Here is a 14,451-nt window from a genome sequence, read left to right as displayed (position 1 = left end):
GAGCATGTGCGCCGTGGTCTTGCGCCCTGATCTAGTGCGTCTTCTTCGCCATGCCGGGCATGTCTTTCATCATTGCATCATGGTCCTCGGGCGCACTCGCGATAGCGGCTTGATATTGCGCGGCCGACATATTCGGCAATTGCCGGATAAAGGCCACCATATCCCAGATCAGTTCATCGCTATGCGTCTTGCCCCATGCCGGCATGGCCGTGAGCTTGACGCCGTGCTTGATGATCCAAAACTGTTGCTGCGCCGGCCTTTGCGGCTCGCGAAAGAGTTCCGGCGCCCTCGGATACAGACCCTGGCTTATCTCGCTCTTATCCAAACCCGGTGCGAGATGGCAGCCGCTGCACATCTCCGTGTAGAGCCCTGCTCCGCTTTGGAGACGCTTCACATCCATGAGGTTCGCAGGAACGACGATGTTACGTGACCGGACAGCAATCGAGCGGTCCCGAAATTGCGAGATCATCCAATAAACAGGTTGGCTATGCGGCGCGTCGGCACCAATGTCATAGGCTCCGACATACACCACCGCGCCACCGATCGCCGCGACTGCGAGCGCCGCCAAGGCAATGAATGGGCCACTCGGCAAATGCCGTCGGAACCCTGTTGCCCTTGAATCAGTCATCGCGTCCTCCCCCAGCAAAAGCCCATGGGTGATCGGTGATTTTCGCACCCATCCACTTCATCATACGCGCGCGGTGCCTCGACCCCTCAAGAGACGCGAAAATCATAGATGCGGGGCGGGCTGCCGTGCAGTCATTGGAGCCCGCGCCGAAGAAATATGGCCGCATTGATGAGGGGTCGCGCGCCGCCGTGCGTAATTGGCTGTGTCGGCAGCACGCCGACCATGGAGAAATCGATGTTTCGTAAGACAGTTTTTGCGGCCGCCTTGGCTGCCTCGACCTTCGTGACGGTTGCCGCGCAGGCGCACCCGAGGTTGGCGACCGCCCTGCCCGCTGCCGATGCGGTGGTAGCGGTCCCCACGAAGATCCAGCTCGTCTTTACCGAAGCGCTCGTCGCACAATTTTCCGGTATCGACCTGACGATGACGGAGATGCCCGGCATGAAGATGGGACCGATGAAGATCAATGGCGTCAAGGCCACGCTCGCGCCTGACGGCAAGACGCTCGTCGCGACGTTTGCGAAGCCACTGTCGGCCGGCACATACAAGGTGGACTATCATGTCGTGTCCACTGACACGCATCGAATCGAGGGCGCCTACACGTTCAAGGTGAAGTAAGATCGTGCCGGACTTGGTGGCGATTGCCGTCAGGCTGGGCCTTTATCTTGACCTCATGCTGCTCTTTGGGCTGCCGATGTTCGGGCTCTATACGTTGCGCGGGGCCGAGCGTAAATCCGGCTCGGTCCTGCGCTTCCGCCCCGCCCTTGCTACCATCGCCTTGGTCGGCATCGGATTGTCGATATTGGGCATGATGGTGCTGGCGGCATCCATGGGGGGCGTCCCGATCGGTGAAATCGACCGGGCTACGGTCAACATGGTCATCGCGGAAACGACCACCGGCACCGTCTGGCAGGTGCGTATCGCCGCGCTCTTGCTGGTGCTCTATTTTTCGATCGTGGGATGGCGACGTCCGAGCTTCGCTTTGGCCGCGCTGTCGACCACAGCGGCGACAGCCCTTGCGACACTGGCATGGACAGGTCACGGGGCGGCGGACGAAGGCGCGCTTGGCTTGTTTCACCTGGGCGCTGACATCATCCATCTTCTCGCCGCCGGGATATGGATCGGGGCGCTGTGTGCCCTGTGCCTTCTCATTTTTCGACCCGCGGCGCGCATGGCCAGGGAACATATCCATCTTTCGCACCGGGCATTGGACGGCTTTGCAAGGGTAGGCTCCATCGTGGTCGGCCTGCTGATCCTCTCGGGCCTGATAAACAGTTGGATTTTGATCGGTCCTTCAAAGCTGGGCGCGCTTTTCACGAGCCTCTATGGCGTGCTGCTTCTGGCAAAATTGCTGCTTTTCGGCGTGATGCTGCTGCTGGCGGCCGCCAACCGCTTCTTCCTGACCCCGGCGCTCGCAACGGCGTTGGAAGAGGGTGACGGCCGCTCTGCTGTCCGGTCGCTGCGGCGGAGTCTTCTGGTCGAAAGCGGCTGTGTAATCGTGATCCTCGTACTGGTCGCCTGGCTCGGGCTGCTGGCGCCACCGGCTTCGGGAATGTGAGAGAGCGATGTTCGCCCTGGCAAACGATGCACGTCGTTCACAAAATTATCGATCCGCCCTTGACCCTGACATGATGTCAGACCCCAGATAGGCAACGTCAACAAGGAGACGTGCTGTGCCCGAGTCCAAAGCAACGAGCCATGCTCACGCCCATAGCTGCTGCGCGGGCGGCAAGGACAAGGGCGCTGCAACGGTAATCGATCCGGTTTGCGGGATGACGGTAGATCCAGGGGCTACACCCCATCACGCCACCCATGCCGGCCATGACTATCATTTCTGCAGCGCGGGTTGCCGGTCCAAATTTGTTGCCGATCCGGACCGCTATCTGAACGATCGCTCGACCGGGCAGGAAGCAGTGGCCGAGGGCGCCATCTGGACCTGTCCCATGCACCCGGAAGTCCGACAGGACCATCCTGGCGCCTGCCCCATATGCGGCATGGCGCTTGAACCCGAAATGGTCACTGCAGATACAGCGCCGAGTGCCGAACTCGTCGATATGACCCGTCGTTTCTGGATCGGCCTTGTGCTGACCCTTCCCGTGTTCGCGCTCGAAATGGGCGGCCACCTCTTCCCCGCGCTCCACCATCTGCTGTCGCCAGCAGCCTCGGCTTGGGTCCAGTTGGCGCTGGCGACCCCGGTTGTGCTGTGGGCAGGGTTTCCCTTCTTCGAGCGCGGGTGGATTTCGGTTCGCACGCGCAAGCTCAATATGTTCACGCTGATCGCCATGGGCACCGGTGTAGCCTGGGCCTATAGCGTCGTTGCAACCGTTGCTCCCGGCATTTTCCCCGCCGCGTTCCGAGCGGCCGATGGCTCTGTCGCGGTCTATTTCGAGGCCGCCGCCGTCATCACTGTCCTGGTCCTGCTGGGACAAGTCCTCGAGTTGCGTGCCCGCGAGCGAACCTCGGGCGCCATCAAGGCGCTGCTCAACCTTGCGCCCAAGACCGCGCGCCGCATTGGCGCCAACGGGAGTGACGAGGAGGTGTCGCTCGACCAGGTCGCCGTTGGCGATCGGCTCCGTGTTCGACCGGGCGAAAAAGTGCCGGTCGATGGCGAGGTCGAGGAGGGCCGATCCTCGCTCGATGAGTCGATGGTGACGGGCGAGTCGATGCCGGTCACGAAGGCGCTCGGCGACGCTGTCATCGGCGGAACGATCAACCAGAGCGGCGCGCTCGTCATCCGCGCCGAGAAGGTGGGCCGCGACACGATGCTGGCGCGCATCGTCCAGATGGTGGCGGACGCGCAGCGCTCGCGGGCGCCGATCCAGCGCCTGGCTGACCAGGTCGCGGGATGGTTCGTGCCCGCCGTCCTGCTCGTCGCGGTCATCGCCTTTGGCGTGTGGGGTCTCTGGGGGCCGGAGCCGCGCCTGGCCCATGGCCTGATCGCCGCCGTCGCCGTCCTCATCATCGCCTGCCCCTGCGCCTTGGGGCTGGCGACGCCGATGTCGATCATGGTCGGCATCGGTCGGGGCGCGGGGCTCGGCGTCCTCATCAAGAATGCCGAAGCATTGGAGCGGATGGAGAAGGTCGACACGCTCGTCGTCGACAAGACCGGGACGTTGACCGAAGGGCGCCCCTCGGTCACCCGCATCGTCTCCGCCCCTGGCCATGAGGAGAGCGACCTGCTGCGGCTCGCAGCAGGCGTCGAGCGAGCGTCCGAACATCCGCTCGCTCTCGCCGTGGTCGCCGCCGCCAAGGACAGGGGAATCGCACTTCCCGAAGTCACTGACTTCGATTCGCCAACCGGCAAGGGCGCGTTCGGCACGGTCGATGGCAAGCGCATCACCCTGGGCAATGCTCGCTTCCTGTCTGAAAGCGGGATCGATGTCAGCGCTCTTGAGCTACAGGCCGACGAACTGCGTCAGGATGGCGCGACCGCCATTTTCATCGGCATCGACAAGCAGGCGGCCGGGATTCTGGCCATTGCCGATGCGATCAAGGCGACGACGGCCGAGGCCATCGCGGCGCTTCGCAAGGAGGGTATAAGGGTCGTGATGCTGACCGGCGACAATCGCACCACGGCCGAAGCGGTCGGACGCAAGCTCGGGATCGACGAGGTCGAAGCCGAAGTGCTGCCGGATCAGAAGAGCGCGGTGGTCGTCCGATTGAAGGGCGAGGGCCGCATCGTCGCCATGGCAGGCGACGGGGTCAACGATGCGCCGGCGCTCGCCGCCGCCGATGTCGGCATCGCAATGGGCTCCGGCACCGATGTCGCGATCGAAAGCGCTGGCGTGACGCTGCTGAAGGGTGATCTAGGCGGTATCGTGCGTGCGCGCCGGCTGAGCGAGGCGACCATGTCCAATATCCGCCAGAACCTGTTCTTCGCCTTCATCTACAACGCTGCCGGGGTCCCGATCGCGGCGGGCCTGCTCTACCCGATCTTCGGCATCCTGCTCTCGCCGATCATCGCGGCGGCGGCGATGGCGCTGTCGTCGGTCAGCGTGGTCACCAACGCGCTGCGCCTCAATCGGGTGACACTGTGAACATCGGCGGTGCGTCGGCCGCGAGCGGGGTCTCGCAACGGATGATCCGCCACTATGAGAAGATCGGCCTGATCCCGTCGGCGGCGCGGCGAGACAGTGGCTATCGCGATTATAGCGACGCGGACGTCCATCGCCTTCGCTTCATAGCCAATGCCCGCGATCTCGGCTTTCCGATCGAGGAAATCCGAAAGCTGCTTGATCTGTGGTCCGATCGTGATCGCGCCAGTTCGGAGGTCAGGGCGCTGGCAGAATCTCGCGCGGCGGATCTTGGCCGAAAGGCGGATGCGCTCAATGCGATGCGTGAAGCGCTGCTGGATTTGGCGAAGAGCTGTCACGGAAATGAGCGGCCTGAATGTCCGATACTGACGCGTCTGGCGTCCTGAGCCTATCTGGCGGGTCGGTAGATCGTCAGGGGCGCGTGCAAGCCGCCGCGCCGCTGATTTCACTTGTGCAGTTTGCGGCCTGCCAGCTTCGCAAGCCGGCGCGGAAGGTCGGCAGCGATCTTGCGTTGTTGTTGCGGCTGCGCCTTCTTCCATGTCCTGCATTCGGGTTTGGACCTGCCGCACCCCCGGCACCAGCCGGTCGAACCGTCAAACGCGCACAAGTCGATGCACGGAGACTTCATGCGTGCGCGCTTTCAATGGCACTCGACCGTCAGATGCTTCAGTTCATGGACGGGGACGAGACGGTCACGGATGATAGTCGCATCGATTCCCGCGCCGCCGACAACGCCGACGATCGCGGCATGGGCCTCGGGGCCGACACGCCAGACATGGAGATCGGAAATGCGCGCATCTCCGGGGCCTTCGACGAGATCCTGTATTTCCTCGGCCACATGATTGTCGGTCGTATCGAGGAGGACTGCGGCGGTATCGCGCATCAAGCTCCAGGACCAGCGGGCGATCACCACTGCCCCGACGATTCCCATGACAGGGTCCATCCATACCCAGCCCAGATAGCGCCCTGCCAGAAGAGCCGTGATCGCCAACACCGAGGTGAGAGCGTCGGCGAGGACGTGCATATAGGCTGAGCGGAGGTTATTGTCGCCGCCATGGGCATCATGGTCATGGGCGTGATCGTCATGACCATGATGATGGTGGCTACCCGACAGCAGAAATGCGCTGACGATGTTCACGCCGAGCCCAATGACCGCAATCACCGTTGCTTCGCCAAACGCGACCTTGATGGGTTCGAACAGCCGCAGGATCGATTCGACCCCGATTCCCAAGGCAATAAGGCCTAGAACGAGCGCCGAAGCGAAGCCTGCCAGGTCGCCGACCTTTCCGGTTCCGAAGCTGAACCGCCCATTGGATGCATGCCGCTTGGCATAGGCATAGGCAATCGCTGCGACACTCAGCGCCCCGGCGTGGGTCGCCATATGAAAACCGTCGGCTAGGAGCGCCATCGAGCCTGTGACATAGCCGGCGAAGATCTCGCCGATCATCATCACAGCCGTCAGCACCACAACCCACAACGTCCGGCGGGCGTTCTCGTCGTGAGAGGCCCCCAGATACACATGGTCGTGCGTAAAGGCGTCAATGTCGCGGGACGTCGTCAATATCTCAGCCTCATTTTGCGTAGCGGCGTATGACCGCGATCAGTTCTTCCGCCCCTGCGGCGCGCTCCTCGGCCGGAAGATCGGGATGCGCCACATGCGCCCGGACATGCTCCTCGATAATCACGTCCATGAGGCCATTGATGGCACCGCGGGTCGCTGCGACCAGATGCAGCGTCGTCGTGCAGTCCGTCCCTGCCGCCAGCGCTTTCTCAATTGCGGTGACCTGACCCGCGATGCGGCGCACCCGCTTCACGAGTTCATCATTGCCTTCGGTCAAATGTCCCATAGCATACCCCCCTATCCTATAGATAGGTGCGCCGCCATAGTGATCGAGTGGAAATCGGATTCACATGGGGCTGGCGCTCTCACCATATATCTATTATAGCGGATATATGGAATCTATATCTGCAATCTTGGCGCTGGGAGCGCTTGCCCAGACAACGAGGCTGGATGCCTTTCGTCTTCTTGTACGACATGAGCCCGACGGGCTCGCCGCAGGTGAGATCGCGCGACAGCTAGACGTTCCCCAGAACACCATGTCGGTCCATCTGGCGACGCTCGCGCGTGCCGGACTGATCCACGCGGAACGACGCAGCCGGATCATCAACTACCGCGCCGACCTCGATCAACTGAAGGTGCTCACCCTGTTTCTCGTCAAGGATTGCTGCGGCGGCAAGGCGGAGTTGTGCGAGCCGCTGATCGCCGAACTCATCCCCTGCTGCTGATGGAGGCCATCATGTCCGATCGCATCTTCAATGTCCTGTTTCTATGCACCGGCAACTCGGCCCGCTCGATCCTGGCCGAGAGCGCGCTCAACAAACTGGGCGACGGGCGCTTCCGCGCCTTTTCGGCCGGCAGCTATCCCAAGGGCGCGATAAATCCCGACGCCATCGCACTGCTGGAGCGGATCGACTATCCGACCGAAGGCCTGCGCTCGAAGAGTTGGGAGGAGTTTTCCGGAGCCGACGCGCCGGTGATGGATTTTGTATTCACGGTCTGCGACGACGCGGCCGGCGAGACCTGCCCCATCTGGCCGGGCCATCCAATGACGGCGCATTGGGGCATCGAGGATCCCAGTCACGTCCAGGGCACGCCTGTCGAACGCGAGCGGGCATTCGTCACGGCGCTCCGCTATCTCGAGAACCGCATCAAGCTGTTCATAGCCTTGCCGTTCGATCGGCTCGACGCCATGGCGCTGCGCGCGCATGTCCGCGAGATCGGACATGGCGAAGGTGCGAGCAGCCGCCGCGGGGATGCGGCCTGATGCCCGTCGATATCGTGATCTACCACAATGCCGAGTGCGGCACTTCGCGCAACACGCTGGCGATGATCCGTAACGCCGGCATCGAGCCGCATGTCGTCGAATATCTGAAGACCCCGCCGTCGCGAGCGATGCTGGTGTCGCTCCTCGATCGGATGGGCATTCCGTCGCGTGCCCTGCTGCGCGAGAAGGGCACACCCTTCGTCGAGCTGGGACTGGGCGATGCGACGCTTAGCGACGATCACCTCATCGATGCGATGATGGAGCATCCGATCCTGATCAACCGGCCGATCGTAGTCTCGCCACTCGGCGTGAAGCTGTGCCGGCCGTCCGAAGAGGTACTCGACCTGCTGCCAAGCGATCAGCGCGGTGCATTCACGAAGGAGGACGGGGAGCGCGTTGTCGATGATAGCGGCCAGCGGGTCGCGTCATGAACGCCACCACTGTTGAAGCATTGGCGCCGGTCAGGCCGGCGATCAGCCTGTTCGAGCGCTATCTCAGCGTCTGGGTGGCGCTGTGCATCGTGGTTGGCATCGCGCTCGGCTATGCGCTGCCAGGCCTGTTCGCGGTCATTGCATCCGCTGAGGTCGCCAGGGTCAACCTCGTGGTCGCCGTGCTGATTTGGTTGATGATCATCCCCATGCTGCTCAAGATCGATCTTGGCGCGCTGGGCTCGGTCAAGCAGCACTGGAAGGGTGTCGGGGTGACGCTGTTCATCAACTGGGCGGTGAAGCCCTTTTCGATGGCGCTGCTCGGCACGCTGTTCCTCGGCTGGCTGTTTCGCCCGCTGTTGCCGGCCGCCGACGTCAATTCCTATATCGCCGGGCTGATCCTGCTGGCGGCCGCACCCTGCACCGCGATGGTGTTCGTCTGGTCAAACCTTTGTGACGGCGAGCCCACCTATACGCTGAGCCAGGTTGCGCTGAACGACGTCATCATGGTGTTCGCCTTCGCACCGCTGGTCGCCCTGCTGCTTGGCGTCGCATCGATCACCGTGCCGTGGGACACGCTGCTGATCTCGGTGCTGCTCTACATTGTGGTGCCAGTGGTCGTCGCCCAGCTGATCCGCCGCGCGGTTCTGTCATCGGGCGGGCGGCCAGCACTCGACCGACTGCTGGCGCGACTAGGTCCGATGTCGCTGGTCGCGTTGCTGACGACACTGGTCCTGCTGTTCGGCTTCCAGGGTCAGGCAATCATTGCCCATCCGCTCGTCATTGCGCTGATCGCGGTGCCGATCCTCATCCAGGTCTATTTCAACGCGGGATTGGCCTATTGGCTCAGCCGCCGGTTCGGTGTCGCCTGGTGTGTGGCCGCGCCCGCCGCGCTGATCGGCGCATCCAACTTCTTCGAACTGGCGGTTGCTGCCGCGATCAGCCTGTTCGGGCTCAACTCGGGCGCAGCGCTGGCGACCGTGGTCGGCGTGCTGGTTGAGGTTCCGGTCATGCTGTCGGTGGTGAAGATCGTGAAGGCGACCCGGCCCTGGTACGAGGAGCGCGTGCCGGCATGATCGTGCCTGGCTATGTCACGGCCAGCCGTGCCGATGCGCCCGACGCCGTAACCGGATCGGCCGAGTTTCGGTCGCTCTGCCCGGCGAGCGCCGCCTTTCTTTCCAAGCGGATTGCCTGATGTCACGTCTTCGTATCCTTGCCGACCCCGATTTCATGCCGGCGCTCGATCGCGACGTGATTCGCCCCGATTTCGCGACGGGGCTCGGCTCGCTCGAGCACCCACCCCGGATCCTGCTTCTTTATGGCTCACTCCGGGAGCGGTCGTTCAGCCGGCTTGCTGTCGAAGAAGCGGCGCGGTTGCTGATCCTGTTCGGAGCCGAAGTCCGGATATTCGATCCAAGCGATTTGCCATTGCCCGATCAGGTGAAGGCCGATGACCACCCCGCCGTCCACGAGTTGCGCGAGCATGCCCTGTGGTCGGAAGGCCAGGTGTGGTGCAGCCCCGAACGCCACGGCCAGATCACCGGCATCATGAAGGCCCAGATCGACCATCTTCCACTGGAGTTCGGCGGCATGAGGCCCACACAAGGGCGGACGCTCGCGGTGATGCAGGTGTCGGGCGGATCGCAATCGTTCAACGCGGTCAACACGCTGCGTCTGCTTGGTCGATGGATGCGGATGTTCACGATTCCCAACCAGTCGAGCGTCGCCATGGCCTTCAAGGAGTTCGACGAAGCCGGGCGCATGAAGCCCTCGAGCTATTATGACCGGATCGCCGATGTGATGGAGGAACTGGTCCGGTTCACCGTATTGACGCGTGGCCATGCTGACCAGCTCGTAGATCGTTATTCCGAACGCAAGGCAGCGACCGCCAAGCGGGACGCTGAAAAGGATCTTGCATCACAGTCGGTTGCTTGAACTGCTGGGGTCAGTGGTTGAGCAGCGCAGCACGCATGCGATTCTCACCTTACGAACAAGCCATGTGACACCGGAACGCAGAACCTGGTGCTGCTGCTGTAAAAGCTCGGATAGCTGGGCAGCACCTTCAAGTTCACGATCCTGACATGGATCGACGAGGTGCAGAAAGGGCAGATTTGTGCCCTTTTGTCCGCGTTGACGCGTAAACGGCACTTCAATGCCCTACCCATTGCGGCGATCAAAATCCTGGGTCATCACCACTTCAGATCGAACCGAGAGAGAGCTGAGCCACACGCTTTTGCGAGCGATGAACCGCTGGATCTCGTGCCACGATCTGAATTAAATGCTGATTTATTGCCTCCACACGCAAGACAACAGCTACTCCAAAAGGGGAAATGGCAAGTTATCCTGCGCCATGTGGGACGGTTAAGGCCGTATTGGTCGTCTTATATAGCTCAAGCCGCGTTCTTGAACGCGGCACGGTAACGCGTGACCAGTTTTCTAGCTTCCATCGTTGGAATCCTAAAAAAGTTCGCAATGTGGATTATAGGGGGAGCCATTTTCCACCTCTAAGGTGTTGAAAATGGGTATTTGCGGGAAGACGCCTTCAGCGCCCCCACACCAGCCCACCATTTTTGCTTTCGGCGACTGCCTGTCCGTGCCTCAATCAGGACCGCCCGCGCAGCGCGGGCGGCATGGCACCCAGCGCGGTCCGTCAGCCGTCATCCATCCGAACCATGTTGCGCAGGTCGGCCCGGCGATAGCGGCCCAGATTCGCGATCTCGGAACCCTCGGCGACATTGCAGCCGCATCGCCCTGTCCGCCGTTCCCGGCGCTCTGTTGGCCGTCCGCATCGCAAGCTGCACACCAGAATCCAGCGTGCGGCTGGGGGCGGCGTCAACCGCCCCCAGCCGTGGTCCATCGTCAGATGATCAGGTCGCTCGCGCTCCCCGGCAAAGGAAACGCGGATGCGAAATCCAGCAGGATGTCGCTCGCCGCCAACACGGTGTTGGGCACGAATTGCGCCAGCAGCACCTTCTGCCCTGCACCATTGGCGTCGTAATCGACATAGAGCTTGCCGCTCGCCTTGTCGTAGATCGCGATATCGTTGTTGTCGCGAGCGCTGGTCCCGATGACGAAGCCATCCGCCGTCAGTGCTCCCGACGCGTAATCGTTCAGGACGACGATCTGGTCGGTCCCGGACACGAAGTCCGTGATCTGGTCGATTCCTTCGCCTGCACCCTTCGATATGACGAAAAGATCGGCGCCGGTGCCTCCGGTCAGGGTATCGTTGCCGTCCCCGCCGTAGATCAGGTCGTCGCCACCATCGCCGCGCAGGGTGTCGCTGCCACCAAGGCCGAACAGGACATCACGCCCGTCGCCGCCTGACAAGGTGTTGCCGGCGCTGTTGCCCGCGAGCGTGTTGTCGAGCGTGTTGCCGGTCAAGGCCACGACCGCCGTCCCTGCCGCGACGCCGACCTCGACGTTCGTCGGCAACGTCAGCGACAGCGACAGCGACAGCGTGGTCTGGACAACGTCGTTCGCGCCCTCGCCAGCCTTTTCGACGATGGTGTCCTGGCCCTCGCCCGAGCGGATCCGGTAGATGTCGTCGCCAAGACCGCCGACAAGCGTATCGTCCCCTGCGCCACCGTCGATCACGTTGTTGGCGGCATTGCCCTCGATGCGGTTGGCGAGCGCGTTACCCGTCGCACTGATCGCGCTGCTCATGAGCCGCAGGTTCTCCACGTTGGCGCTCAGCGTCCAGTCCAGGCTGGCGGCCACCGTGTCCTGCCCCTCGCCCGGGTTCTCCTTGATGACGTCGCCGGCATCGTCGACCTGGTAGCTGTCGTCGCCCGCGCCGCCGCTCAGCGTGTCAGCCCCGGTCCCGCCGTCGAGGCTGTCATTGCCCGCGCCGCCATCCACCGTGTCGGCCCCGTCCCGCCCGAGCAGGACGTCGGCGCCATCACCGCCGGTCAAGGTATCGTTGCCCGCGCCGCCATCGAGCCGGTCGTTGCCGGCCCCGCCGATGACCTGCGTCATGTATCCGGCGCGGATCACGTCATCACCCGTGCCGCCGTCAATGAGCCCGGTGTAGACCCCACCGCCGGTCAGGATATCATTGCCCGCATCGCCGTAGATCTGGCGGGTCGATGTGCCTCCGCTCAACGTGTCATTGCCGCCCAATCCATGCACCACCACGGCACCGTCGCCACCATCGTAGATGTCGTCGCCATCGGTCCGTTGAAATTCGTCATCGTGTCCCCAGTCTCCCGCCCCGTCTGCAGGCCTCACCTCTTTTGCTAGCAGCCCACCCTGTGCAGGGAACCCGTTTTTCTCGCCCATACTGAAATTATTGCCCCGGATACTTACCGATGCGGATGCAATATTGGTGTCTCGGCCGCTAGGATTCGGCAAGCGACCTTGATGTCTTCGAACAACCGCGCCCGAGCATCACGCAGTCGGCCGCCACCGGAGTCGTATCCCACCGCTGGCGAGGCATACAACGAGCCGCCGGCTCGCTGCGGGCCGGGCAGGAGTGCGCAGACATCGATCTTTGACGGAAATTTGACAGCCACCTGTACCCGCGCCAATGGCTGCGGACGAATCGTCGGAGCCGATCGGGGGCGCTCCGCGCGCCGTTTGCGACTGTTGCCTCCCCGGAGAAGCTTCATCCAACAGATCGCTGCCTTGCCCTATCGCACCGACGGGACCGGCACCGACCTCAGCGTGCGGGTGCTGCTGGTCACCTCGCGCGGGAGCGGGCGGTGGGTCGTGCCCAAAGGCAACGGGATCGCCGGGCTGACCAGCCACGCGGCCGCCGCGATCGAAGCCGAGGAAGAAGCGGGTGTGCATGGCCTTGTCTGCCCGGTTCCGCTTGGCACATACCGCTATCGCAAACGCAAGGGCAGCGGCGCGTCGCTGATGGTCGATGTCGAGGTGTTTCCTCTCGCCGTCACCGACGAGCTGGCCACCTGGAAGGAAGCCGGGCAGCGCGAACGTTGCTGGTTCAGCCTTGCCGAAGCGGCCGAGAGGGTCGACGAAGCGGACTTGCGCGAACTGATGCGCAGTTTCGCCCCCAACGAATTTCAGGCGGCCACCCGCCGCACCGGGATGCTGGCGCAGGTCGCCCACAAATCGAGGATTTTCCAGATGTCCGCATGGTTCCAGCGTCTTCTGCCGAAAACCGGCAATTTCTTCGAACTGTTCGAGGCGCACGCCCAGACCATCGTTTCGGGCGCGGACGCGCTGGCGAGGCTGCTGCAAGGTACGGGCAACCCCGCCGACCACATCCGCGAGGTGATCGAGCGCGAGAACGACGGCGACCAGATCATCCGCGAAACGCTGCGCACCGTGCGCGAGACGTTCCTGACCCCTTTCGACCGCAGCGCGATTACCAGCCTGATCGGTTCGATGGACGACGCCATCGACGAAATGCAAGCCGCCGTGCAGGCTGTGGACCTGTACGAAGTGCGCGAGTTCGAGCAGGAGATGAAGGACATGGCGGCGATCATCATCGATGCCGCGCGGCTCGTCGCTGAAGCCATGCCGCTGCTGCGCGACGTAGGCCGCAACGGCACGCGCCTGCACGAGCTTACCGAGCGCCTTGTCCGCATGGAGAACCACGCCGATGACATCCACCGCCAGGGCCTGAAGCGCGCGTTCAAGGAACATGGCGAGAAGGCGACGATCAAGTTCATCGTCGCGCGCGAAGTCTACAAACACCTCGAACAGATCGTTGACGCCTTCGAGGATGTGGCCAACGAGATTGACGGCATCGTGATCGACCACGCCTGATGCACGAGATCGCCTTTCCCCTGCTCGCCGGGCTGGTGCTGGTGGCGCTCGCGTTCGATTTCCTCAACGGGTTGCACGACGCGGCCAATTCGATCGCCACGGTGGTTTCGACCAAGCTGCTGAAGCCGGTGCCGGCGGTGCTGTTCGCCGCCGGGTTCAACTTTGCCGCCTATTTCCTGACTATCCTGTTCCCGAGCCTGCACAAGGTGGCCGAAACGATCGGCAAGGGCCTGATTGACAAGGATCTGGTGACACCGGCGGTTGTGTTCGGCGCACTGGCCGGCGCGATGTTCTGGAACGTGGTGACCTGGCTCAAGGGCATTCCCTCGTCCTCCAGCCATGCCCTGGTGGGCGGGATCGTCGGGGCGGGTGTGGCCCATGCAGGCTTCACCGGCATCCAGTGGACCGGCCTCAACAAGACGCTGGTCGCGATCGTGCTCTCGCCGGTGCTGGGCATGGCTCTTTCAATGCTGATCATGCTGATGTCGAGTTGGCTCTTCGCCCGCGCGCGCAACAAGACCGCCGAACGCAGCTTCCGCTCACTGCACCTGATGTCCTCGGCCGCCTATTCGATCAGCCATGGGTTGAACGATGCGCAGAAGACGATGGGCGTGATCACCGTGCTGCTGTTTTCGACCGGATACCTGAAGGGCGAATTCGCGGTGCCACACTGGGTGGCGATTAGAGCGTTTTTCGATCATTCCGGGTCATATCCGCATGAGGTGAAGTAGTTGGCGCATTCGCCGGGCTGGAAGATATCGACGAGCCTGCCGATCAGGTCCCACAGCCCATTGACGGTTCGCTCACCG

The 14,451-nt window shown here is 62.9% G+C and carries 16 protein-coding genes and 2 pseudogenes; 12 read left to right on the top strand and 6 right to left on the bottom strand.

Annotated elements, in window-relative coordinates; translation table 11 throughout:
• Positions 1-31: 31 nt before the first annotated feature.
• A complete protein-coding gene (locus K3A84_RS19105; RefSeq protein ID WP_225011124.1) occupies positions 32-568 on the bottom strand; it encodes a c-type cytochrome in 537 nt (178 codons plus the stop codon).
• A gap of 216 nt (positions 569-784) precedes the next feature.
• On the opposite strand from K3A84_RS19105, the gene copC reads away from it, so the two are divergent.
• The 4 genes from copC to cueR all read left to right on the top strand — a co-directional run bounded on the left by copC (position 785) and on the right by cueR (position 5,045).
• Complete coding sequence (copC, locus tag K3A84_RS19100) at positions 785-1,243, top strand: copper homeostasis periplasmic binding protein CopC (protein ID WP_404823187.1); 459 nt, start codon at positions 785-787, stop codon at positions 1,241-1,243.
• Between the two features lie 4 nt (positions 1,244-1,247).
• Positions 1,248-2,183: a copper homeostasis membrane protein CopD gene (copD, locus tag K3A84_RS19095; protein WP_225011123.1), complete on the top strand. Its 936-nt coding sequence runs from the start codon at positions 1,248-1,250 to the stop codon at positions 2,181-2,183.
• Between the two features lie 115 nt (positions 2,184-2,298).
• Positions 2,299-4,662, top strand: a complete 2,364-nt coding sequence (locus tag K3A84_RS19090) for a heavy metal translocating P-type ATPase (protein ID WP_225011122.1) — start codon at positions 2,299-2,301, stop codon at positions 4,660-4,662.
• Positions 4,659-5,045 (top strand): Cu(I)-responsive transcriptional regulator, encoded by a 387-nt coding sequence (gene cueR / locus K3A84_RS19085; RefSeq protein WP_225011121.1) that lies wholly within the window; start codon positions 4,659-4,661, stop codon positions 5,043-5,045. Before K3A84_RS19090 ends, cueR begins: the two co-directional genes overlap by 4 nt.
• Before the next feature lie 59 nt (positions 5,046-5,104).
• Here cueR and K3A84_RS19080 read toward each other — a convergent pair whose 3' ends face one another.
• The 3 genes from K3A84_RS19080 to K3A84_RS19070 are packed head-to-tail and all read right to left on the bottom strand — an operon-like array spanning position 5,105 to position 6,506.
• Complete coding sequence (locus tag K3A84_RS19080) at positions 5,105-5,287, bottom strand: DUF1289 domain-containing protein (protein ID WP_225011120.1); 183 nt, start codon at positions 5,285-5,287, stop codon at positions 5,105-5,107.
• 12 nt (positions 5,288-5,299) lie between these two features.
• A complete protein-coding gene (gene dmeF, locus K3A84_RS19075; protein ID WP_225011119.1) occupies positions 5,300-6,220 on the bottom strand; it encodes a CDF family Co(II)/Ni(II) efflux transporter DmeF in 921 nt (306 codons plus the stop codon).
• A gap of 10 nt (positions 6,221-6,230) precedes the next feature.
• Complete coding sequence (locus K3A84_RS19070; protein ID WP_225011118.1) at positions 6,231-6,506, bottom strand: metal/formaldehyde-sensitive transcriptional repressor; 276 nt, start codon at positions 6,504-6,506, stop codon at positions 6,231-6,233.
• 106 nt (positions 6,507-6,612) lie between these two features.
• On the opposite strand from K3A84_RS19070, the gene K3A84_RS19065 reads away from it, so the two are divergent.
• The 6 genes from K3A84_RS19065 to arsH are packed head-to-tail and all read left to right on the top strand — an operon-like array spanning position 6,613 to position 9,847.
• Positions 6,613-6,945 (top strand): ArsR/SmtB family transcription factor, encoded by a 333-nt coding sequence (locus K3A84_RS19065; protein WP_225011193.1) that lies wholly within the window; start codon positions 6,613-6,615, stop codon positions 6,943-6,945.
• A gap of 11 nt (positions 6,946-6,956) precedes the next feature.
• Positions 6,957-7,484: an arsenate reductase ArsC gene (locus K3A84_RS19060; protein WP_225011117.1), complete on the top strand. Its 528-nt coding sequence runs from the start codon at positions 6,957-6,959 to the stop codon at positions 7,482-7,484.
• A complete protein-coding gene (gene arsC / locus K3A84_RS19055) occupies positions 7,484-7,915 on the top strand; it encodes an arsenate reductase (glutaredoxin) (protein WP_225011116.1) in 432 nt (143 codons plus the stop codon). Before K3A84_RS19060 ends, arsC begins: the two co-directional genes overlap by 1 nt.
• Positions 7,912-8,988: an ACR3 family arsenite efflux transporter gene (arsB, locus tag K3A84_RS19050; RefSeq protein ID WP_225011115.1), complete on the top strand. Its 1,077-nt coding sequence runs from the start codon at positions 7,912-7,914 to the stop codon at positions 8,986-8,988. Before arsC ends, arsB begins: the two co-directional genes overlap by 4 nt.
• Positions 8,985-9,107, top strand: coding sequence for a hypothetical protein (locus K3A84_RS20470; RefSeq protein WP_263626411.1), 123 nt, complete (start codon positions 8,985-8,987; stop codon positions 9,105-9,107). Before arsB ends, K3A84_RS20470 begins: the two co-directional genes overlap by 4 nt.
• Positions 9,107-9,847 carry an arsenical resistance protein ArsH gene (gene arsH / locus K3A84_RS19045; RefSeq protein WP_318248336.1) on the top strand — a complete coding sequence of 247 codons (741 nt, stop codon included), beginning with the start codon at positions 9,107-9,109 and terminating at the stop codon, positions 9,845-9,847. The genes K3A84_RS20470 and arsH overlap by 1 nt, the downstream gene beginning before the upstream one ends.
• 924 nt (positions 9,848-10,771) lie before the next feature.
• Here arsH and K3A84_RS20590 read toward each other — a convergent pair.
• The gene (locus K3A84_RS20590) at positions 10,772-12,139 is read right to left on the bottom strand and encodes a calcium-binding protein (RefSeq protein WP_318248335.1); all 1,368 of its coding nucleotides are present in this window, start codon (positions 12,137-12,139) and stop codon (positions 10,772-10,774) included.
• A 396-nt stretch (positions 12,140-12,535) separates the two neighbouring features.
• Between K3A84_RS20590 and K3A84_RS19030 the strand changes: the two genes are divergently transcribed.
• Positions 12,536-13,642, top strand: a complete 1,107-nt coding sequence (locus K3A84_RS19030; RefSeq protein WP_225011113.1) for a DUF47 family protein — start codon at positions 12,536-12,538, stop codon at positions 13,640-13,642.
• A pseudogene (locus K3A84_RS19025) lies at positions 13,642-14,334 on the top strand (anion permease); the annotation flags it as partial. The gene K3A84_RS19030 and the pseudogene K3A84_RS19025, both read left to right, overlap by 1 nt.
• A 5-nt stretch (positions 14,335-14,339) precedes the next feature.
• Here the strand turns inward: K3A84_RS19025 and K3A84_RS19020 are convergent.
• Positions 14,340-14,451, bottom strand: a pseudogene (locus K3A84_RS19020) (IS630 family transposase); the annotation flags it as partial.

The organism is Novosphingobium percolationis, from assembly GCF_020179425.1.
GTDB classification, from domain to species: domain Bacteria; phylum Pseudomonadota; class Alphaproteobacteria; order Sphingomonadales; family Sphingomonadaceae; genus Novosphingobium; species Novosphingobium percolationis.
Note: the sequence above shows the minus strand (reverse complement) of the source record. Positions and strands in the feature narration are given on the sequence as shown.